A 22,662-nucleotide genomic window follows, 5' to 3' on the forward strand; every position below is an offset into this window, starting at 1 on the left:
GTACGAAATACCAACGCGATTTAAAATTAAGAATAATAAAAGAGCGATAAATGAAAATAACGACTTACTATTTAACCTGCCTTTTATTGGTGTGTTCCGGCTTTAGCCTTATAGCAAATGCAGCAGCTGATCATCATTTAATCAAGAGAACACATGATGATGGCATAAGTTTTCCTTACGTTGCCCCCAAAAAACATAGCAACTATTTAAAGAAAATTGATCGGCAATATTTGCCATATATGCAAGCTCAACCTGAGATGATAAGTGCATGGCAAGATGATCGATTTGGCGTATTTATTCATTGGGATCACTCATCACAGGTACCGGTGAGTATGAGCTGGGGCCGCAAAGGTGCCAGACCCCATCACTCGACTGATGGTAAAGTAACGAAAGGCGTACCTGAGCAAGAATATAATGACTTGGCCAAAACCTTTAACCCAAAGAATTTTGATGCCAGTAACTGGATGGACATCATTGAGAGTGCTGGTGCCAAATATGTGGTATTCACCGCAAAACACCATGCTGGCTTTGCCATGTGGGATAGCAAGGTGTCAGACTTTGATATTATGAGTACACCTTATGGTAAAGATGTCACTAAAGAGTTAGTAGCCGAAGCACAAAAGCGCGGCATTAAATTTCACTTTTATTACTCACAACCTGACTGGTATGAGGAAATGTATCGTGATGCAAAAAACAAGGATAAATTTAACCGGGAATTTCTGTTTCCACAAATTCGTGAATTATTAACCCAATATGGCAAGATTGATGGTATTTGGTTTGATGGGTTAGGCAAAGGTATAGATACCTGGTACGGACCAGAGTTGATTACCATGATGCGAAAATTACAACCACATTTAGTAGTAAATCATCGCTGGGGAAATCCATCGTGGCGCTTTGGTGATTACGATGGACCAGAACGGAAAATTGGCCGTTTTCAAATTAATCGCCCTTGGGAAACCTGTACCATTATTGGTGGTGGTTGGGGCTGGATGGGAGATCAACCGCCAATGTCGTATAACGATAGTATCGATCTTCTTTCAATTACCGCAAGTCGTGGTGGAAATTTATTGTTAAATACCGGACCAACGGGTCTTGGAGAAATAAACCCAACGCATGTACAACGCCTCAAAGAAATGGGCCAATGGCTAAGCATTAATGGCGAAAGTATTTATGGCACTCGCGGTGGACCTTATATCGATGGACCATGGGGCGGTTCTACACGTAAGGACAATACGATTTATTTGCACTTATACGGTGATATAGGTAAAGAATTATCATTACCTAATATACCGATCAAAGTAAATTCAGCCTTCACGCTAAACGGTAATAAAGTCGAGATCCGCCAAGAATACAATAGGCTTAACTTGTCGTTAGCTGAGAACGCCTCTACTGAAACTGTGGTAAAGTTAGAAGTCAATGCTGATACCACTTACTTACCTGTGATTGCTACCATAAATGAAGCTGTTACCTTAGCGGCAACAGCCACTTCATCTTCAGATAAAAGCTCAAAATTCACAGCTGCCAAAATGATCTCAGGTAGTGCAACAAACTTTTCTGAAGGCATTAATGTACGCGATAGTTGGTCTCCTGAACCTACCGATAACAAACCATGGATACAATTAGATTTACCGACTGAACAAGACGTTGATTATATAAACATTGGGTCACAATCTTACGGTAAGTTAATTACTGAGAACTTAGGTTTTGTAGTGAAATTAAAAGTTGCAGGTCAATGGCAGCAAGTTTATCAAAGCAAACAATTAAAAGTTACTAATGGCATAGTTTTTGACAAAACCTACCAAGCATCGGCTATTAGAGTCGAGTTTAGTAGCGCAAAGCAACTTAATATCAATGAAATTATCGCCTATTCGGCATTATAGGGGGGTGTATGTTTGTTAAAGCGATATTGTCAATACTCGTTATTTTTCATGCTTTGCCGGCGCTTGCGAGCCAGCCTAATATCGTGTTTATTTTAGCTGATGATCTGGGTGCTCATACTTTAAGCTCTGATGGCAACCCTATTATGGAAACACCAAACCTTGATAAGCTAGCAAAAGCCGGTATGAGTTTTAGCAAAGGCTATGCGAATGCTGCAACATGTAAACCTTCAAGAGCAGCAATAATAAGTGGCCAATATGCACCACGAACCGAAATTTATCGAGTCGTTGATCGTCATAAGGGCAAAGATGAATACATTAAATTTAAAGTACCACCTAATGCAACTCACTTGGCTTTAGATAACATAACCTTAGCTGAATCATTAAAATCAGCAGGCTACACCACAGGACATTTTGGTAAATGGCATTTAGAAAAGTATAAAAGTTACTTGCCTGATACCCAAGGTTTTGATGTCTCTTATGAAAGTCATAAAGTCCATTTTGGCGCTAAGATAAACATGGATAAAACCTTGCCAAAGGATGTTTATATTGGTGACTTCATGACAAATAAAGCATTAGAATTTATTGCTGATGCGGACCATAAACAACAGCCATTTTTTGCTTATATTCCTTACTACCTTATACACAAACCGTGGCATGCAAAAGCTGATGATTTAGCTTATTTTGACAAAAAATTAGGTACTAAATACGATGCAACCACCATGTCTGTTGCTGCGATGACGAAAGCGCTAGATGATAATGTCGGCAAAGTGATATCGCACCTTGAAAAGCTCGGTATTAGCGATAACACTTTGGTGGTTTTTACCTCGGATAATGGCGGCTACAAAATGCCAAGTAATGTGCTCAATGGTCAATTACGCGGCTATAAAGGTGAGGTTTATGAAGGTGGCTTACGCGTGCCATATATTTTCAAATACCCAAAAGTAATTGCCAATAAGCAGCGTAGTAATGAAATGATTATGGGCATTGATATATATCCAACTTTGCTGAGTTTTGCAAAAGCAAAAGTGCCCCAGCAGCCACTTGATGGTGTTGATTTAATGCCATTGCTTACAGGTAATAAAAAAGCAATTGCACAACGCTCATTGTTTTGGTTCTTTCCCAAGTGGGAGCGCTACCAGGAGAAAACCGGCAAGTGGTTTAACTCTTGGCGTAACGTCATTAACAATGGTCGCTATAAGCTTATCGAATACCCAGATCTTGATAAGGTTGAATTATACGATCTAGAAAATGATCCTTTTGAAAATGATGACATTTCTGCAAGCTCGATCAAACTAACAACCCAGTTACAACAAGAATTAAAAGAATGGAAAAATGATATATCGGCTCATCAAGAAATAATTAATCCAAATTTTAAAGAGACAAGATCAAATAAATGAAACAATAATTCTAACCATATTAGTCGCTAAGGCTTGATAGGTAGAGGTATAAGAAACATATGCGAATATCTTCAGTTTTTTTGGGAGTTCTGTATTCTTATTTAAAATTATTCATCCGACACAGCTTTTAGGTGATATAGCAGGAATGCCACGTCATCTTTGAAGACTGTCTGCTTTTCGGGGTACATCAGATGCACTTCTACACCTTTGCGTTTGAGCTGTTCTTTTAGAGCAATGCCAAAATTGACGTGGTGTGTAGCCCACCCCTTCACCGATTTCTTATTCCGAGGTATTGGCGAGTCCGGGCTCATGCCATAACTCATAAAAGTAGGAGGATCATCCGCGCTGATGTGAGTGATAATGGAGAGTTCTTTGAGTAAGTCACGGACTCCAGGTTTTGAAAGTTCTTGTGCTTTGTAGAATGCTTTTTTGTAGCCTGGGATGTTTTCAACCCACCATCCCTTATCCATTGTCGACTGAACGCCTCTGGGAGCAACGGCGGTTAAGCGAGATGATTCGCGAGCTATTGGATCATCGCTTTGCGCATTGGCGAAATCATCGTGCCAGGCAAGGTAGGATACCAGTTGCCCACCAGCTGATCCGCCATAGGCGGCGATACGGTTTTTATTGATACCCCACTCATCAGCCTTATTACGGATAAACTGCAAGGCACGAGTCACGTCTTCATGCGCTGCCGGCAATTCTGCATGCTGTCTGAATCGATATTCTATAGAGGCATGGTGAACACCGCTTTTAAGGAATTGTTGAACCTTGTCACCGTATACTTTATCGTGAGAACCCGACCTAAAACCACCTCCATGAATATAAATAACTAACGGCGCGGGTCCTTCCACATCAGCCTTCCAAAAATCAAAGATCTGGTTAGGATGTTCGCCGTAACTAACATTTTCGTGGGTGATTGTTGGTGGAGTGCTATATATGTTTTTAGCTTGAACATTGAAGCTGATACTAGCAATGTTCAGGAATACGAATTGTAGCCATCGAGTCGGATATGGATTCTTCATATTGAGTCCTTGTTAATTGAAATTCGTACTTTATAGATGAATTAACGTCATAATGTTATTTATAGGAAATTTAACCTCTCAAATTTAAAACTTTTACCTTCTGTAACCTTTGATAAAGCTATCAACTGAGATACGGTAACAAACTGATACCCATGCTCTTGCCAAAGTGGTAATAGTATTTTTAAAGCGTTCAGAGTATGTTGCCGCTCATGCATTAAAATAATATCGCCACTTTTAATGTCTGCTGATAATTTTTTCACTATAGCGCTAACCGCAACGTTCTTTTTGGCATCTTTAGCCATCACAGAAGCACTAACAAGCAGTAATTGATTATCGATTAATAGCTGTTTAACTGAGTCACTTTTCTTCAAAAATGGGGCACGAAACAATGTCGGTTTAATGCCAAGTGATTTTACTTGTTGCTGAAACTGTTGTATCTCCAGTTTCTGTTGGTCAGTTGTTAACTCGACAAGATTTTTGTGAGACCAAGAATGATTACCTATCTCATGTCCAGCAGCAATTACTAACTTGGTAATGTCTGAATGTTGTTTTACCTTTTTACCAACACTAAAAAATGTTGCTTTGGCTTGGTACTTTTCTAGCAAAGATAAAAATTGTGGAGTTATACCTTGTACGGGGCCATCATCAAATGTCAACGCAATAAACTTGCTCGAATGACCTTTTACTTTGACATGTGTTAACACTTCTTCGGCTATTGCACTGCCACTACAAGCAATAACAATGACCATAACCTGTAATAAAAAAACTCTCAGCCATACTTTCATCTTACTAGCTCTCATCTTAAAGAATAACTATCTTATTCAGTATAATTCGGTAGTCGTAAAGTTATTCCAGAACTGCCGTTAACCCATTCAAATTCGACATTTTCATCAGGGAAGCCTTCAACAGAAATAGTTGCTAAGTATTTGCCTTTAAAACCGGTAAAGTCTAATTCACCATCTCGATTGAACCAACTAAGCACATCTGTATGCCAATGTTTTTTTACCATATATAACCAGGTTTTGCCGCGTAAGTTAGGGCTACCGTCTAACTCTACGATATACTTATTTTCCCCATCATTTTTATCAAAGAACGTCCACACTAAAATATCGGTGACATTTTCTTTACTGAAATAAACACTCATCACCCGCTCAGTCATCAAGGCCCGTTCAAACTCCGTAGTTATATGCTCCGCTTTCATTTCAAATTCAGTTGCGGCTATCGGTAATTGATATTTATCAAAATAGCTTAACCGTTGATACATGGTTTCAGCATCAAGTAGCTCGCCATTAGCAAGTTTACCAAATCGACTTTGAAAGCCAAGCGCTTCCAGTGGCCCATCATTATCAAGAATAGAGAGCATATCCGATTCGAATATTTTCATTTTATCTGTTGCGATTTCAGGTGCAGTTGCAATTGCTGTATCTGAGATCACCCGGTTTTCATTCAAGTATAAAGTTGCGCTAGGATTTTTAACGTGTTGTTTAGCTAACTTAAACCAGTTTGCTTCTTCTTGCTCACAAAGTGGAATTGCCCCTTTTCTACTATCACAATATGTGTTTTGTACATCTTGTTTTCCGCGAATTTCATTAGCTACGTCCCATTCTTCAACATCCCATTTGGCCGCCCAATCTTTAATGATGGTATCTACATATATTTTCAGTTCTGTGGGAGACAGTTCACGAGGGGCACCGGCGCTAATGCCCATACGGTTTGCATCGTTAACGCTGATGCTTTCTTCCATATTCCCCCAACCTGGCCAAATTAAAGCATGGCCTCTTACCGGAATATCGTAAGAATTCAACCAAGGTAATATTCTTTCGGTAATGGTTTGATTGTTCTTACGTAACTTGTATTTCAGCCCATTCTGCAAACCGGCTTTATTAAAGTTAAAACCTAAGTAGGTTTGTCGATATAAGTCGCTTATGTTGCCAACTGCGCCATCCCACATTTTTGCTTGTACGATGCCACCAAACTTAAAATCATGTTGCTGTAATTCTAAGTGAACTTTGGCATTTATTACTAGGTCACCGTTTTTATCAACAAGTGTAATTTTTCCTGATGTTTTTCTGTGTTCTTCGATTCGTTGTTTTGCATCAATTCGCCATTGTTGTTGACCACACTCTACATCTGCAACAATTGTTTCAATGCCTTCTATATTATTTCCGGACAAATCTAAAGGATTAGTTGAGGCTACGGTAGTTTTATCACAGCTGGGTAGTATAGCCAGGCACTGAACGATTACATCAGCTTCATTTAAAATTGTTGCAGTTGAATTAAACAACTGACAATTCATATCTTCAGGCTGTTGTGAAATTGTCACTTCGGCCTGTTGTTCTGCTTTAAATACAGTCGAAAAACTAAAATTTCCACTATTATTAATTTCAATTAATTCACTACTATTTATGGTAAGGGACAAAGTCTGGTTATGTAACCCATACGCTTTACCAGACACTAAAAACTCATCACTTTCGAGGGGAGGCTCAGGCTCAGGTTCAGGCTCAGGCTCAGTCTCAGTCTCTGTCTCTGTAGTATCTTGCTCTACCTCTTCTACTACGTTAGGCTTGTCAGAATCGCTTTCACTGGAACAAGCAAATAAAGTACTATAAAGACAAAGAGTGATGAGTATTTTGCGGATATTTTTCATAATAATTAGTCGATATTTTAGCTATTTTCGGTTATTAACCATTCAGGTTTCTATATTTTTTTGCAGAATAAACAAACGTTGTTAGCAAAGTAAGCCAGAACACACTACCACCAGAACTTGACCCTGGTGTTTCGTCTGCAACTGGAGACTCTTCCTCAACTGGAGACTCTTCCTCAACTGGAGACTCTTCCTCAACTGGAGGCTCTTCCTCAATTGGAGGGTCTTCCTCAATTGGAGGTTCTTCCTCAGTTGGAGGTTCTTCCTCTACAGGAGGTTCTTCAACATATACCTCTTCGATTAAAGGCTCTACGTCCTGTAATTCTCCTTGTAATAAATTTAATCCTTGTCCGTTTTCTCTCAGCAAATTATACAATTGTTGCTGTAATAGCGTGTCGCTATCATTGTCGAAAATATTTTCTGTCTCTTGTGGATCATTGCTTAAGTCATAAAGTTCACGATAAGCCAAACCTGAACCATTGGTTTTCCACCATTCGTTATAACGATAATTTTGAGTTCTTAGGGAATACCCCATTGCACCGTTACGCCTAAATTGGCTGATTGCTGCACTTCTCACTGATGAAGCTTGTTGAGCTAACACTTTAACTTGGCTAACACCTTGTAAGTGGGCACCAACTTCAGCACCTGATAGCTCCAAAATAGTTGGGTACAAGTCGGTACTTTCTATTAATGCATAAGTATTTAATGCAGGCACACCTGGTACTTTTATTATCAATGGGATCTGTGTGGCTTGTTCTAATACCGTATGTTTACCCCAAAATCCATGATCGCCTAGATGAAAACCGTGATCGCCCCAAATAACCACAATAGTATTATCGGTAAGGTTTAGCTCATCTAATTGCTGAAGTAACTTGCCAAATTGCGCATCAATAAAACTGGTACTGGCATAATAACCATGTATTAATTCTGCTTGTTGTGTTGGCGTAATGGTTTCTTCATAACTTTGGCCTGCACTGGCATTATAATTTTTAACCAATTCAGCACTATGATGACTGATGAATGATTCATCACTAAATTGTGGTATTTGTTGAAAGGCTGCTAATTGAAAATCATCTTGCTGGTACAAATCAAAATATGCTTTAGGCGCAAAAAATGGCAAATGTGGCTTTTTAAAGCCAACCGCTAAAAAGAACGGCTTATCTTGCTCTGCCAAATTAGCCATTAACTGCATACCTTGGGCGGCAATTTTACCATCGACAAACTTAGATTCATCTTCTTCATCTATAGATTTTACTGCTAAGTTTACTGCAGTTTTTTTATCAACATCAGTCGAAACCTTTACATAATTGATGCTCCAAGATTGACTGTCATAATTATCACCGACATTACGAGGGTCGAAGATTTTACCCGCGGCGGCAGTAATATAGCCATTAGCAATAAGCTGTTGCGGTAGTGTTATTACATCAGGGTTTACTTCTCTTATAGTGTCTGACAAATTTAAAATACCATTGGTTTCTGGACGAAGACCGGTAAGTAAGTTCATTCGAGATGGTCCACAAACAGGAAACTGGCTGTATGCTCGTTGAAACACCACGCTTTGGTTAGCAAAGTCATCAATATTGGGGGTTCTTGCATCAGCAATACCATACTCACCAATTAATGGCTTTAAATCATCAATAGCAATAAATAAGATATTGGGTTTGTCTAACTCAGCTGCAAATACATTCACTGTACTCATTAAGTTAAAAAGCAACGCCGAAATTGCGACCTTGTTAATTATTTTCATATAACGCTCGACTTGCTCTAAATAATTGGATTATGACGAATATGCTGCCAAATGATGCTAAAACCCAATTGACAACGTTATCTTTTCAATTTTATATACTAGCAGCTCTTTAATATTTGTCTACCAATTAATTTGAACTATGATGTGACTTTTGCTCTCTTAGTAGACTAGACTTAACGGATAAGACATCAAAAATAGGATCTCAATGCTACATAAAATTCTTATTGTAACCTTAGCTCTAAGCCTAGTTAGCGCTTGTGTTAGCAACAGTGAAACCAAAGAGCCACAACAACCAGATCCAAGGCAAGGTGAAGAGGTAAATCAAATTTGCTTCAACCGTACTATGGACAGTTGGAGTCCCTTGGAAGGAGAAAACAAAGCACTCTTAGTGTATGACAGCAGAAATGATCCTTATAAGTTAGACTTAATTGGCACTTGTGATCCTGAATGGGCAATGATGCGCATTGCAACAGTCAGTCGTGGGGCTTCAAATTGTCTATCAAGAGGCGATAAAATTATTACCGATGCAGATATGGATAGACATGATAGTTGTACTATTATGAAAATTTATAAATGGCATCCTGAGAAATTAGAAAATAAAGATGATAGTAATAAAAAAGAAGAGGTTGATGACAATAAAACAGAAGCTAAATTGTAATACCAAGCGGATTAAATGACCAATTATTTAGTCCGTTTGGCATAATATTTCAGTGTACATTTTCCCAGTGAATACCAACCACTGCGGATGTCCAAGTGCAACATTTTATTTACAGGACCAGACCTTACTTATCGGTTTATTGTATTTCTGACAAGACATAACTTGTGATCCTTGCTAGCATCAGATTAATTCAAGCGTTCAAAACCTTAATATAATAATAATTAATTACTATAAAAATTAAACACAGGACTTCTATATGACTGCATCTCGCGAGCTGTTTAGCTCTAAATTAGGATTTATCTTAGCCGCAGCTGGTTCTGCTGTGGGCATAGGTAATATTGTTGGCTTCCCAGTAAACGCAGCCAAAAATGGCGGTGGCGCATTTTTGTTAATGTATGCCATTTTTATTATCGTCATTTGCTTACCCGTTATGATGGCAGAAATGGCGGTTGGCCGTAAAACCTCGAAAAACCCAGTTGGCGCTTATGGCGCTTTAGCTGGAGAGAACTCTAAATGGCGCCTAGCCGGTTTATTAGGAATTATAACGCCATTCATGATTGCCGTGTTTTATACGGTACTTACCATCTGGATATTTATTTATTTTGTTCTAACAGTGGGTGGCCAATTAGATTTCTTAGCAAGTGCTAACGGCTTTGGTGAAATAATTAATAGCCCATGGTTGTTCGCTTCCATGGTTGCCGTAGGCGGATTAGTTGCCTTCATCTTAAAAGCTGGTGTTAAAGATGGTATTGAACGGGCTGCAAAAGTGATGATGCCGGCACTATTTATTATGTTAGTGCTATTGGTAATTTTTGTATTAACCCTAGATAATGCAATGGCAGGCGTTCAGTTCTACTTAGTGCCTGACTTAGACAAAATCACTCCGTCGGTGATCAGCGGTGCAATGTCACAGGCATTTTTCTCATTATCTCTTGGTATGGGAATATTAGTGACTTACGGCTCTTACATTTCTGATAAAACCGATATTGCCGGTTCAGCCAAACTGGTCGCTATTTGTGATACATCGGTAGCGTTTATTGCCGGTTTAATGGTGCTTCCTGCCATTTTCTCATTTAACCCAGAAGTAAACCCTGATGATTTAAGTGACAGTTCGGTGTCAATGATTTTTGTATTCTTACCTAAAATCTTTCTAGCTCTGCAATTAACCGTTGGTTATTTCTTTGCCAGCTTATTAGCCGCGGTATTCTTTTTATTAGTATTTTTTGCAGCAATTACTTCTTTGGTATCGATTATTGAAGTGCCTGTTTCTTATTTAATTGATGAGAAATGCAAAACACGGAAACAAGCACTAAGCACAATATTTTTATGGGGTGGTTTGATAGCGGCGCTAGCGACCTTATCATTTGGTATGGTTGATGCGCTAACTAATTTAACCAGCTATGGTAGTGGCAATAAAGGTTTATTTGATGTTATTTACGACATGTTTTACGACACAATTTTGCCACTAAATGGTTTATTGATTTGTTTGTTCGTGAGTTATCGTTGGAAAAAACACAATTTAAATGCAGAGCTAAGCCAAGGCAATGAAGGATTTGCCGACACCTTCTTAGCAAAATATGTAGATTTTTCTTTGGGTACATTTATCCCATTCATTCTTGCAGCAATATTTATAAATACCGTGGCTAAAATTTATTTTGGTTATGATGTATTTAATTAAGCAACACCTTTAGTAAACTTATTGAATAAACCCAGCATTTGCTGGGTTTACTTTATCCTGCTATTTAGTCTACACTCCGCCCTATTATTCTTCTTGTTATTTTTATAGCCATCATGATTGAACACATTAACTTTTCAGCCATAGACCAAATTGAATGTCACCGTTTGTTTCATGGTCGTGGGCATGCCTATCAAGGACTTGAGCATGTAAATGTTGATTGGTTACCACCAGTGGCGTTAATCACCTTATATCAAGAAGAAAGCGAAGGCTGGCTGCAAGATAAAGCTCAGCAACTTTTTACTAATATAGAAGGTTGCACATCGGTAATGGTGCAATTTAGGTGTCGCCCTAAAGGTCCTTATCAATTATTGCTAGGTGAAGATAAAAAACATTTAACAGTATTTGAGCATGGCTTGAAGTATCAATTACAACTTGGTAATGCACAAAATAACGGCCTGTTTTTAGACATGAGTAATGGCCGAAAATGGGTAATAGACAACAGCCAAGACAAGAAAGTATTAAACCTTTTTGCTTACACTTGTGCGTTTTCAGTGGCTGCGATAAAAGGCGGTGCAAACAAAGTAGTCAATGTGGATATCAGTAAGGCGCCTCTTGCCAAAGGCCGTGACAATCACCGCACAAATAAACAAGAGTTGGCCAAGGTTAAATTTGAAGGCGTTGATATATTTAAATCTTATGGCCGTTTAAAAAAGCATGGTCCCTATGATTTACTAATTTCAGATCCACCGTCATTTCAAAAAGGCAGCGTTGATATAAAACGTGATTATCCTAAAATCATTCGACGATTACCGCAATTAATGAACGATAACGGTCTAATTATGTTGTGCTTAAATTCACCCGATTTAAGCGAACAATTTATTCATGACATGATCGAGACAGAATGCCCACAATGTGAATACATCGAAAGTATAAGGCCACCTGAAGTGTTTAAAGAAGCGATGCCAGGTAAAGGATTAAAGGTTCTTATATTTAAGTATCACAGTTAAGTTTTTTACATAACTACTCGAACAGCTAATAAAATTAGCACTACGCCTGTTATTTTATCGATGGCTGCACTTTTACTTTTTAATTTATTAAGCACCGGCCCTCTTGATAATCCCATAGCCACCAGACAATACCAAATGGTGTCGATAATACCGACGGTACAAACCATAATTACATTTTCTTGAATACTGGCGTTAGCATCGACAAATTGACTAAATAAAGCAATAAAAAACAACGCTATTTTAGGGTTTAAAAACGCAATCATAAAACCATCGCGCCAACCATTGACTACTTTTACCTGGTCGACTTTAGTCTTCGTTAAATCAATATTACTGCCACTGCTTTTTAAAGCGTTATAAGCCAAGTAAATTAAAAAAGCAGCGCCACTATAGCGGATAAATTCAAATAAGACTGGTGATTGAACGATCACTAAACCAATGCCAGTAACAACAATTAACGCATATAAACCAATGGCAATTCCATGGCTAATTGCAGTCGTAAGACCGGCTTGCTTGCCACCATCAATAGTGTTTTTAACAACCACAGCTAATGAAGGGCCCGGTGAAAGAGCACCCAGCATACAAATAACAACTAATGATAACCACAATTCTATTGTCATAAAAACTCAAAACTTAATTACTTTAAACGCCTATATAAACATAAAATGTCACCTTCGTCTTATAAAGATTTTCTCATTCGCAAAAAGCTTGCAAACCTGGGCTTACCCTTACTGGTTACCCCCCAGTACTTATAAGTAATTATCGAGCCAATTGGTGGTGGCATTGCTCTTTCTTTATCACTAAATCCGCTACCAACTTTAAATATAATGCCATTTTTGTTACGCACAATAAGTGCCCCTAAAAGGCCTTGGTATTTCCCCTTGCCAATAGTGTGAGCAATTACTTGCGCTTCACTGTCTTGATAGGTTTTAAGCTTTAACAAATTATTGGTTTTACCAATATGATAATGGGCAGTTTCCCGATGCAGCATTAATCCCTCGCCGCCAAGTTTAATAATCTTCTCAAGTAGCTTAATAAGCCTATCATCGGTTGATATTTTAATTTGTTGGATCATCTGTAAATATTGAGAATTACTGTTTGCAATTAGTTGCCTCATGGCCGTAACTCGGTTGGCAAAATTTCCTTGCTGCTCTGGTAAATCAAAAATCATAAACCGTACCTTTTGCCAACCAATATGAGGCTGGTCACGAGAAACCACGCTTAACACTTCAGAAAACTTTCCTCTGCCCATCCAAAGTTCACCATCTAAGTTGAACGGTGGAAAATCTTTGGTAAACCAAGCGGGCGCAGCAAAAACATTGCCATTTCTTGACATCAACTTATCCCCATCCCAATAACCACGTACACCATCAAGCTTCTCACTCACGTAATACTCGCTAATATTTATATTGGTGTCTGCGGAATAAACCTTACTGTGTTGCAGCGCAGGAGCTTGGCTTCGAACAGGTGAATGTTCAAAAGCATATATGGGAAGTACGACAAAGGTCAGTAACGAGGTAAAAAATAAAGTAGCGGTAATAGTTAACGTTTTCATAGAAAATCCTTTTTCTAGTTTGTGTCCGTTTCGAACTAAGTATAGTGCGTTTTTTGAACTATAGTAATGTATGAATAAAACAAGGAGTGTTTTTATGTTCAACTATCAAATTTTAATCATTTCAATATTTTTCATTTCACCTTCAGCAATATCTAAACCCAACTGCAGCCCATTACTTGAAGATCTTAAAATAGTGCAAAGCAAACTACGGGCTGGGTATAACGTCAAGCAAGGGGAGAAACTAAAAGTAAAAGAAAAGAAGGCTAAGAAGCTGTGGTGGCAATGCAAAAATAATAAATTATCAAAGGCTGAAAAAAAGAAGTTAAAGAAACGATTAAAGAAACGCCAAGGTAATTAATACCAACCGAGCAGTTGTTTTCATTGATAAAATTTAAAATGCGAAACTTATTTTAGTTAAAGTTATTGTTGGTTTTGTGTAATAAAAAAGTAATAAGGCCAGCATATTATTTGACAACTAATCGTTTAAAGCTTATCGTCTGTATGGCAATTATTTATAATAAACACTTTGAGTTGAATTTTTCCGAATATGTCTATATTCAGCAAAATTTGAATTTTTAAGTAAAAAACTAGCCATAAACAAAATTACAATTATACAATGACGGAAGTTCACACTATGACAACCGCAGTTAAGCAAACTGAGAACAGTGCTTCAATGACTGATTCAACAAGTAAACCAGCAATAATTTCTAAACAGTATTTAATACCATTTATGATGGTGGCGGCATTATTCCCACTTTGGGGATTTGCTAACGACATTACTAACCCATTAGTAAAAGCCTTTAAAGATATTTTCTTAATCACCAACGCACAAAGCTCAATGGTGCAGTTTGCCTTTTATTTGGGATACGGCATTATGGCGATACCGGCAGCAATTTTCATTCGCAAGTATTCTTATAAAGCGGGAATTCTTTTAGGTTTAGCACTTTATGCCATTGGCGCGGTGTTATTTTTGCCGGCCAGTATGTATGCCGAATTTAATTTCTTCTTGCTCGCATTGTGTGTATTAACTTGTGGTTTAGCTTTATTAGAAACTACAGCTAATCCTTACGTGTTATCTATGGGCGCACCAGAAACCTCTACGCAACGTTTAAATTTCGCTCAGGCGTTTAACCCAATAGGCTCATTGACTGGGATGATGGTTGCTTCGAACTACATTTTAAGTGAATTAAAAGTAGAAGAGTTTCGTGCTGCCGAGAAAGCTGCTCACCCAGAATATGCTGACTTATTACCATCGGTTGCCGATGGAAAAATCACTGAAGCATTAAGCCAGTTTGCTGTAAACGAGCCGATTGCTCATCAAGCGATGCAAGCCGCAGACTTAGCCACCGTACGTGGTCCATATATTGCGATAGCTTCAGTTGTTGCCATTCTATTTCTGTTCTTCTTGTTCTCTAAACTGCCCGATACCATCAGCCATGATAAGCCGCTTACTACAGGTGTTTTAAAAGATACCTTTAAACGATTACTTGCCAATGCTCGTTACCGTGAAGGCGTGATCGCCCAAGCATTTTACGTTGGTGCGCAAATCATGTGTTGGACATTTGTAATTCATTACGGCATGACCTCTGTTGGTTTATCGGCCGCTGAAGCGCAACAGTACAACATGGTTGCTATGGGCCTGTTACTTGCGAGTAGATTTATTTGTACCTTCTTACTGGGCTTTGTTCGTCCTGGTCAGCTATTAATGTTTTTAGCAACTGGAGGTATTCTTTTATCACTTGGCGTTATCTTTATTGGCGGCTTAACCGGACTTTATTGTTTAGTTGCTATTTCAGCGTGTATGTCATTAATGTTTCCAACTATCTACGGTATTGCATTAAAAGATACCGGTGATGATGCTTCGCTAGCTTCTGCAGGTTTGGTAATGGCAATAGTAGGTGGTGCCTTAATGCCGCCAATGCAAGGTTCAATGATTGATGCAGGCTCTATACTAGGAAACATTCCAGCGGTACAAACATCATTTGTATTACCATTAATTTGCTTTGTCGTTATTGCAATCTATGGTTACCGCGCACATAACATTCATAAAGCCTAACAAGCGCTAATCACCTTGTTATAAACTTCTCCCAATCGAATGAGCAAAGGTAAATATAATTACCTTCGCTCATTCAACCTCTAGTTATTCTTAGCCCTCACCCTAGTGAATCATCTCAAAAAATTATTTTTTTGTAATTTTTTACGAAATAATAACTTATGCTCTTGCATAATGATGGCTTTTATATATAATAACCACATCATATTATAAAAAATAAGGTTTATTATGAAGCATTTCTCAATAGGTAGTATTGTTCACAAAGCAATAAAACACTTAGTTGTAGTAGCATGCGGAATTTATTGTGCTTTGATAACAGCTGCAATAGCGAGTGAGGCAGAAAGACCAAATGTTTTGCTAATTATTACAGATGATCAATCTATCGATACCATTCATGCTCTAGGCAATGACGCAATTCACACGCCAAATATTGATCGCTTAGCCGAAACAGGCATGGCATTCACTCATGTATTTAATCAGGGCTCATGGTCGGGTGCTGTGTGCGCGCCAAGCAGACAAATGATAAATACCGGCCGTAACCTGCATTTAACCGGCTTTTCACCAAAGTCGAATAAAACCAGTCACCCGCTAATGGGCGAAACATTTAGAAAATCAGGTTATGAAACATTCGTTACCGGAAAATGGCACGTTGGTGATGACGCGCTAAAGCGTTCATTTGATATCGGTCGAGCAGTACACGAAGGTGGCATGGCTCCTATCAGCAAAGGTGGACAATGGCAGCCTTGGTTAACTGACTTTGGTGAAAAAATAAAATGGAAAAAAGAACAAAAAAATCAGCACACCAGTGAAGCGTTTGCCGATGCAGCGATTGACTATATCAAAGGAAAAGAAGCAAGAAATGACAAACCGTTTCTAATGTATGTGGCATTTACCGCCCCGCATGATCCGCGCCAGTCACCGCAGTCTTATGTTGATAAATATCCAGCGGAGAGTATTTCTTTACCACCAAACTTTAGACCTATGCCTGAAATTGACTCTGGTGACTATAATATTCGCGACGAAGCATTAATGACCTTCCCTCGTACAGAGCAACAAACCAAAGAGTTTATTGGTGAATATTACGCGATGGTTGAGCATATGGATCATCAAATAGGCAGGATTCTTGATACCTTGGATGCTTCACCTTATGCTAAAAACACCTACATCATTTTTACATCTGATCACGGTTTAGCAGTTGGTAAGCATGGTTTGGCTGGCAAACAAAGTGTTTATGATCACAGCATTCGTGCACCATTTATTATGGTTGGCAAAGGCATACCTCAAAATGCTCGAGCAAAAGGTATGTTTTATCTAAATAGTATCTTTGCGACCACAGCAGAATTAGCGGGTATTGAAGTGCCTGATTCGGTACAAGGACCTAGTGTGCTACCAATTATTAATGGTGAGAAGGATGTGATGAATGATTATATTTATGGCAGCTATCGTCATTTTCAACGCATGGCTCGTAGTCACAGATACAAATTGGTTTACTACCCATTATTGAAAAAGAATGTATTGTTTGATCTGAAAAATGATCCTTGGGAAATGACTGATATTTCAACACAACCAGGTAGCGATAAAATTATCGAACAACTAACGGCCGAATTGGATCTGTTGAAAGTTGAAGTTGGTGACCCGCTAACAAATGATGATCCAGCCAACAGTTACCAACCGTTTACTGGAAAAATAAGAGCAAGTTTTCAAAAAGACGCTATAGGTCAACCGCAAGTGTTAAATGTGCATTAATCGAAGTTAACTAATAACACATACCAACCTGCAAGTTTTAGCCAGAATTATCAAACTTAGTAATGGCTAAGTTATAGATAACATCACACCACATTAAAGTCTGAATAAAGTATTTTAAATGCTTTATTCACGGCTTTTTTTAATTCTCTAATTTATCATTAAATTACCTTGGACAAAAAAATGAAAGATTTACGCCAACAAGCGCTCGACTATCATGCCAGCCCTACCCCTGGAAAAATTGCTATCGCTATAACCACCCCAGCAGAAACCAGTCGGGATCTAGCGCTTGCTTATAGTCCAGGAGTTGCCGAGCCTTGCAGAGAAATCGCTCAAAACCCAGATGATGTCTATAAATATACCAGCAAAGGCAATACTGTTGCAGTGATCAGTAACGGTAGTGCTGTATTGGGACTTGGCAATCTCGGGCCTATGGCATCAAAGCCAGTGATGGAAGGTAAAGCTCTACTATTTAAACGATTTGCCAATATTGATTCATTCGATATCGAAGTCAAACATAAAACCACCGATGAATTTATTAACACAGTAGCAAATATCGCCGATAGCTTTGGCGGTATTAACTTAGAAGATATTAAGGCGCCAGAGTGTTTTGCCATTGAAAAAGCCTTGATCGAACGCTGTAAAATTCCAGTGTTTCATGATGATCAACATGGTACAGCAATTGTTACTGCAGCCGGACTAATTAATGCCTTGGAGATTCAGGGGAAAGACATTGCACAGGCAAAAATTGTTTGTTTAGGTGCCGGGGCTGCAGCAATAGCATGCATGGAATTACTGATAAAATGCGGTGTCCAACGTGAAAAAATTTATATGCTAGACACTAAGGGCGTTATTCATACCCGCAGAGATGATTTAAACGAATACAAAAAATTATTCGCCAACAATACCGATAAACGAACTCTTAGTGATGCAATAGATGGCGCTGACGTTTTCGTGGGGGTGTCAGGCCCTAACCTACTGTCACCTGAACTGTTAAATACCATGGCTGACAAACCAATCATTTTTGCTTGCTCAAATCCAGATCCAGAAATTAAACCGGAACTTGCTTTAGCGACACGTGATGACTTAATTATCGCGACCGGTCGCTCTGACTATCCAAATCAGGTCAACAATGTACTGTGCTTCCCATTCATTTTTCGTGGTGCATTAGATGTCAGAGCGAGAGTTATAAACGATGAAATGAAAATTGCTGCTGTTAACGCTATTAGCCAATTAGCAAGAGAATCAGTTCCAGCAGAGGTGTTAGCAGCTAGTGGTGATGATGAACTGGTATTTGGTAGAGAATACATTATACCAAAACCAATGGATCCAAGGTTATGCAGCAGTATTGCCAGTGCAGTAGCTCAGGCAGCGATAGATTCTGGTGTTGCCGGACTGCCCTACCCTAGTAATTATCACAATTCACTAATTACAGAAATAACCTAAACCAAATCATTTAAAGGGCGAATAATTTTTTTGTTATTAAGCAGAGATTTTCGCCCTAAATTTAAATTAATTTTTATCAAGGCGGCTGCATCATTCTTTTTCATATAAGAACTCACCATATAAAATATAAAAAACACAATAAGAACAACACTTCAACTTTCTTAAAATCCCTCTAAAATCATAAAGTAAATAAATTTTTCTTTAAATAGCCCGCACATAGCAGTATCACTAAAAAAAACAAATTTAAAAAATAGCTTTTCAAATACAAGAATGATGTGTATATTATTATTAAAGTACATTAAATTAGCTGTAAAAGTATAAAATTCAACCCAGCTATTAATAATATATGGAAGATAAAATATGATGAAGTCAATCGTTTGCCAACAACCCGGTGAACTTAAATTTTTAAAAAGCGAAAAACCACAACCCAAAGCAGGTGAAGTATTGCTTAAAATTCGAGCTATTGGAGTATGTGGAACAGACATTCACGCATATGGGGGAAACCAACCATTTTTCAGTTACCCACGCGTACTTGGTCATGAGTTATCCGGTGAAATTGTCGATACAGGTGAAGGTGTAGAACTGCCTGTAGGCAAACCAGCCTATGTTATTCCATACTTAGAGTGTGGTATATGTGTAGCCTGTCGCGCAGGAAAAACTAACTGTTGTACCAATATTGAAGTTATTGGTGTACACCGTGATGGAGGTATGTGTGAATATTTATGCTTGCCTGCTTCGCATGTAGTAATAACTGAAGGTGTACCTTTTGATCAATTAGCTGTGGTTGAATGTTTAGCTATTGGCGCCCACGCGGTGCGTCGTGGCAATATTTCCAAAGATGACACTGTAATGGTGTTAGGTGCAGGTCCAATCGGTCTTGGTGCAGCTCAGTTTGCCAAAATAACAGGCGCTAAAACCTTCATAGCCGATGTCAATGATGGCCGTTTGTCATTTGCTAAACGCGAAATGAATATTGATGCGGTAGTTGATTGTAAAGGTGATGTTAAAGCACAACTAGAAACATTAACTGGTGGCGAATATCCAACAGTTATTATTGACTGTACTGGTAACCCGAAAGCTATGGAGTCAACATTTGGCTGGTTAGCTCACGGCGGAACCTTAGTATTTGTAAGTGTAGTTAACGCTGATATTAGCTTTAACGACCCTGAGTTTCATAAACGCGAAACAACATTGAAAGGCAGTCGTAATGCCACTAAAGAAGACTTTGAGCATGTAGTTGCTTGCCTAAGTAATGGCTCTGCAAAATCAACTTGCATGGTAACTCATAAAACTGACTTCGATGCATTTCCAGAAGTTTTCCCTGAATGGGTAAAGCCGGAAACGGGTGTAGTAAAAGCAGTTATTGAAATTAACTAGCTTGTGACCATGGCTGAGATTAGGAGTTTGGCATGTATATAGATGCACATCATCATTTATGGGCGTTTGACCCCGTTGAATATGACTGGATAGATGATTCCATGGCAGTCTTGAAAAAAGACTTCCTGTTGAACCAGCTCGAACAAACCTTATACAAAAATGGCTTCTCCAGCAGTATTGCAGTACAAGCCCGACAATCAATGGAAGAAACCTTATGGCTACTAGAACTTGCTAGCCAAACAGAACTTATCAAAGGTGTTGTCGGCTGGATTGATTTAAAAAGTGACAATTTGATAAAACAACTAGATGAATTGAACAGTCACAAAAAATTGGTTGGATTTCGCCATGTTATTCAAGGGGAAACTGATCCAGAATTCATGCGTAATCCTGACTTTATTCGCGGTTTGAAAATACTGGCTGAAAAAGGTTATCGCTATGACTTGCTGATCTTTGCCCATCAGTTACCAGCTGCTATTGAAATGCTTGCGCATGTTCCACAATTACATGTCGTAATTGATCATATAGCTAAGCCGAACATTAAAACCGGTGAAAACTTTGAGCAATGGCAACAAGGTATGCAAGATCTTGCTAAAAATCCAAACTGTTACTGTAAATTATCGGGTATGGTTACAGAGGCAGACTGGCAGCAATGGACCTTCGATGAAATAAGCCCTTATATGCAAACTGTGTTTAATTTGTTTGGCGCCAATCGCATAATGTTTGGCTCTGACTGGCCCGTATCTTTAGTAGCCGGGGAATACAACATCATCAAGCAGTTGGTAGTAGATTTTATCGAACAATATGTGCCGACCGCAAAAGAAGCTATTTTAGGCAATAATGCTCGGGTTTTTTACCAAGTTTAAGAATTGCTTTGAACTTTGCCGACTTTCTAAATCCAGCAGTAAATAACCAGAATTAACCGTAAGAGATCCAACATAATGAGCTTAGAACAAGCAGCAGTGAAATCCTACATCCAAGTGCATAACAACGACAATGTCGCTGTTGCTTTGAAAGACTTGGCCAAAGGTACAACCATTAACGTTAACAACGTTAATTTGCAATTAAATGAAGATATTGGACGTGGTCATAAAATTGCCTTAAGCACATTATCGCAAGGGCAAGAGATTATCAAATACGGTTACTCAATTGGCTACACAACCTGCGATACTAAAGCTGGTGACTGGATCCACAGCCATAATTTAAAAACCCTGCTCAGTGATGACAGTAATTACCTTTATCAACCATCAACACATCAGCAGAAAATAGTCACAAACGACATGCCTACTTTTATGGGATATCCCCGAAATAATGGCCTAGTTGGAATTCGTAATGAATTATGGATCATCAACAGCGTTGGTTGTGTTAACCATTTGGCACAATCATTGGTTCGTCAAAGTAAAGCCTTATATGGCGATCGCATTGATGACTTCCTTGCTGTAACACACCCATTTGGATGTTCGCAATTAGGCGATGATCTTGCACAAACCAAAAATTTGCTTGCATCGCTTGCAACTAACCCTAATGCCGGAGCGGTATTATTTTTAGGCCTAGGTTGTGAAAATAACCAATTATCTGCCTTAATCGAAGAATTACCAACATCAATAAGCGATCGCATCTCATACTTTAATGCGCAACAAGTTGATGATGAAGAAGAAGAAGGCATGCGTCATATTGAAAAACTTCTGGCCAAAATGGACAGTGATGAGCGAGTTTCTTGCCCAGTATCTAAACTGACCGTAGGAATGAAATGTGGCGGCTCTGATGGTTTAAGTGGCTTAACAGCTAACCCGTTACTTGGTCGCATTAGTGAAAAAATGGCAAACTACGGCGCAACGGTGATTTTAACGGAAACCCCGGAAATGTTCGGTGCCGAGCAGGTATTAATGAATAATGCCGCCAACGAACAAGTGTATGGAGACATTGTTAAGTTGGTTGACGGTTTTAAACAATACTTCATCGACAATAACCAGCCTGTTTATGAAAACCCGTCACCGGGTAATAAAGACGGTGGTTTAACCACCCTTGAAGATAAGTCTCTTGGCGCTATTCAAAAAGGTGGCAATGCCCCAGTACAAGCCGTGATTAACTATGGCGAAAAAGCGCTAGCAAAAAATGGTATCACCTTATTACAAGGTCCGGGAAACGATGCCGTATCTTCTACAGCTCTTGCTGCTAGTGGCGCAAACATGGTGTTGTTCACCACAGGTCGTGGTACGCCATTAGGTGTGCCGGTGCCTACAGTTAAAATTGCCTCAAACAGCAACTTGGCGACCCGTAAAAAGCATTGGATTGATTATGATGCCGGACAATTGCTACGTCTTGATAAAACTCAAGACGAGTGTACTGAAGAATTCTTCCAGTTATTACTGGAGATCGCTTCTGGTAAGGCGACTAAAAACGAACTTAATCAATTTAAAGAAATCTCAATTTGGAAAGGCGGCGTTACCCTATAATC

At 38.8% G+C, this 22,662-nt stretch carries 18 protein-coding genes; 12 read left to right on the forward strand and 6 right to left on the reverse strand.

Features of this window, described 5'->3' with window-relative positions; genetic code table 11:
- Positions 1-50 precede the first annotated feature (50 nt).
- Both RI844_RS09585 and RI844_RS09590 read left to right on the forward strand, forming a co-directional pair.
- Complete coding sequence (locus RI844_RS09585) at positions 51-1,880, forward strand: alpha-L-fucosidase (RefSeq protein WP_348398225.1); 1,830 nt, start codon at positions 51-53, stop codon at positions 1,878-1,880.
- A gap of 8 nt (positions 1,881-1,888) precedes the next feature.
- On the forward strand, positions 1,889-3,277 hold the full coding sequence (locus RI844_RS09590) for a sulfatase (protein WP_348398226.1): 1,389 nt from the start codon (positions 1,889-1,891) through the stop codon (positions 3,275-3,277).
- Positions 3,278-3,384: 107 nt separating this feature from the next.
- Here the strand turns inward: RI844_RS09590 and RI844_RS09595 are convergent, their stop codons facing one another.
- From RI844_RS09595 to RI844_RS09610, 4 genes are read right to left on the reverse strand one after another with little or no spacing between them, the layout of a single operon-like run.
- Positions 3,385-4,302, reverse strand: a complete 918-nt coding sequence (locus tag RI844_RS09595) for an alpha/beta hydrolase (protein ID WP_348398227.1) — start codon at positions 4,300-4,302, stop codon at positions 3,385-3,387.
- Between the two features lie 59 nt (positions 4,303-4,361).
- The gene (locus RI844_RS09600) at positions 4,362-5,087 is read right to left on the reverse strand and encodes a polysaccharide deacetylase family protein (protein ID WP_348398228.1); all 726 of its coding nucleotides are present in this window, start codon (positions 5,085-5,087) and stop codon (positions 4,362-4,364) included.
- Between the two features lie 32 nt (positions 5,088-5,119).
- Positions 5,120-6,949, reverse strand: a complete 1,830-nt coding sequence (locus RI844_RS09605) for an endo-1,4-beta-xylanase (protein WP_348398229.1) — start codon at positions 6,947-6,949, stop codon at positions 5,120-5,122.
- A 34-nt stretch (positions 6,950-6,983) separates the two neighbouring features.
- On the reverse strand, positions 6,984-8,693 hold the full coding sequence (locus RI844_RS09610) for a sulfatase (RefSeq protein ID WP_348398230.1): 1,710 nt from the start codon (positions 8,691-8,693) through the stop codon (positions 6,984-6,986).
- Between the two features lie 205 nt (positions 8,694-8,898).
- Here RI844_RS09610 and RI844_RS09615 point away from each other — a divergent pair, with 205 nt between their 5' ends.
- From RI844_RS09615 to RI844_RS09625, 3 genes are all read left to right on the forward strand, one after another.
- Complete coding sequence (locus tag RI844_RS09615; RefSeq protein WP_348398231.1) at positions 8,899-9,351, forward strand: DUF6491 family protein; 453 nt, start codon at positions 8,899-8,901, stop codon at positions 9,349-9,351.
- A 256-nt stretch (positions 9,352-9,607) separates the two neighbouring features.
- Positions 9,608-11,029 (forward strand): sodium-dependent transporter, encoded by a 1,422-nt coding sequence (locus RI844_RS09620; RefSeq protein ID WP_348398232.1) that lies wholly within the window; start codon positions 9,608-9,610, stop codon positions 11,027-11,029.
- 113 nt (positions 11,030-11,142) lie between these two features.
- Positions 11,143-12,036 (forward strand): class I SAM-dependent methyltransferase, encoded by an 894-nt coding sequence (locus RI844_RS09625; RefSeq protein WP_348398233.1) that lies wholly within the window; start codon positions 11,143-11,145, stop codon positions 12,034-12,036.
- A 5-nt stretch (positions 12,037-12,041) separates the two neighbouring features.
- On the opposite strand, the gene RI844_RS09630 is transcribed toward RI844_RS09625, so the two are convergent.
- Together RI844_RS09630 and RI844_RS09635 are read right to left on the reverse strand one after the other, a co-directional pair.
- The gene (locus tag RI844_RS09630; RefSeq protein WP_348398234.1) at positions 12,042-12,653 is read right to left on the reverse strand and encodes a LysE family translocator; all 612 of its coding nucleotides are present in this window, start codon (positions 12,651-12,653) and stop codon (positions 12,042-12,044) included.
- Positions 12,654-12,712: 59 nt separating this feature from the next.
- Complete coding sequence (locus tag RI844_RS09635; protein ID WP_348398235.1) at positions 12,713-13,588, reverse strand: DNA ligase; 876 nt, start codon at positions 13,586-13,588, stop codon at positions 12,713-12,715.
- Positions 13,589-13,682: 94 nt separating this feature from the next.
- Between RI844_RS09635 and RI844_RS09640 the strand changes: the two genes are divergently transcribed.
- The 7 genes from RI844_RS09640 to RI844_RS09670 all read left to right on the forward strand — a co-directional run bounded on the left by RI844_RS09640 (position 13,683) and on the right by RI844_RS09670 (position 22,660).
- Complete coding sequence (locus tag RI844_RS09640) at positions 13,683-13,946, forward strand: hypothetical protein (RefSeq protein WP_348398236.1); 264 nt, start codon at positions 13,683-13,685, stop codon at positions 13,944-13,946.
- 315 nt (positions 13,947-14,261) lie between these two features.
- Entirely contained in the window at positions 14,262-15,644 is a 1,383-nt protein-coding gene (gene fucP / locus RI844_RS09645; RefSeq protein ID WP_348398337.1) for an L-fucose:H+ symporter permease, read from the forward strand.
- 225 nt (positions 15,645-15,869) lie between these two features.
- Positions 15,870-17,387: a sulfatase-like hydrolase/transferase gene (locus RI844_RS09650; protein WP_348398237.1), complete on the forward strand. Its 1,518-nt coding sequence runs from the start codon at positions 15,870-15,872 to the stop codon at positions 17,385-17,387.
- 180 nt (positions 17,388-17,567) lie between these two features.
- Positions 17,568-18,830 carry a malic enzyme-like NAD(P)-binding protein gene (locus tag RI844_RS09655; protein ID WP_348398238.1) on the forward strand — a complete coding sequence of 421 codons (1,263 nt, stop codon included), beginning with the start codon at positions 17,568-17,570 and terminating at the stop codon, positions 18,828-18,830.
- A gap of 360 nt (positions 18,831-19,190) precedes the next feature.
- Positions 19,191-20,207, forward strand: a complete 1,017-nt coding sequence (locus tag RI844_RS09660; RefSeq protein ID WP_348398239.1) for a zinc-binding alcohol dehydrogenase family protein — start codon at positions 19,191-19,193, stop codon at positions 20,205-20,207.
- A 32-nt stretch (positions 20,208-20,239) separates the two neighbouring features.
- Entirely contained in the window at positions 20,240-21,070 is an 831-nt protein-coding gene (locus RI844_RS09665; protein WP_348398240.1) for an amidohydrolase family protein, read from the forward strand.
- Positions 21,071-21,145: 75 nt separating this feature from the next.
- On the forward strand, positions 21,146-22,660 hold the full coding sequence (locus RI844_RS09670; RefSeq protein WP_348398241.1) for a UxaA family hydrolase: 1,515 nt from the start codon (positions 21,146-21,148) through the stop codon (positions 22,658-22,660).
- Positions 22,661-22,662: the final 2 nt, after the last annotated feature.

The organism is Thalassotalea fonticola, from assembly GCF_032911225.1.
Classification (GTDB): Bacteria; Pseudomonadota; Gammaproteobacteria; order Enterobacterales; family Alteromonadaceae; genus Thalassotalea_A; species Thalassotalea_A fonticola.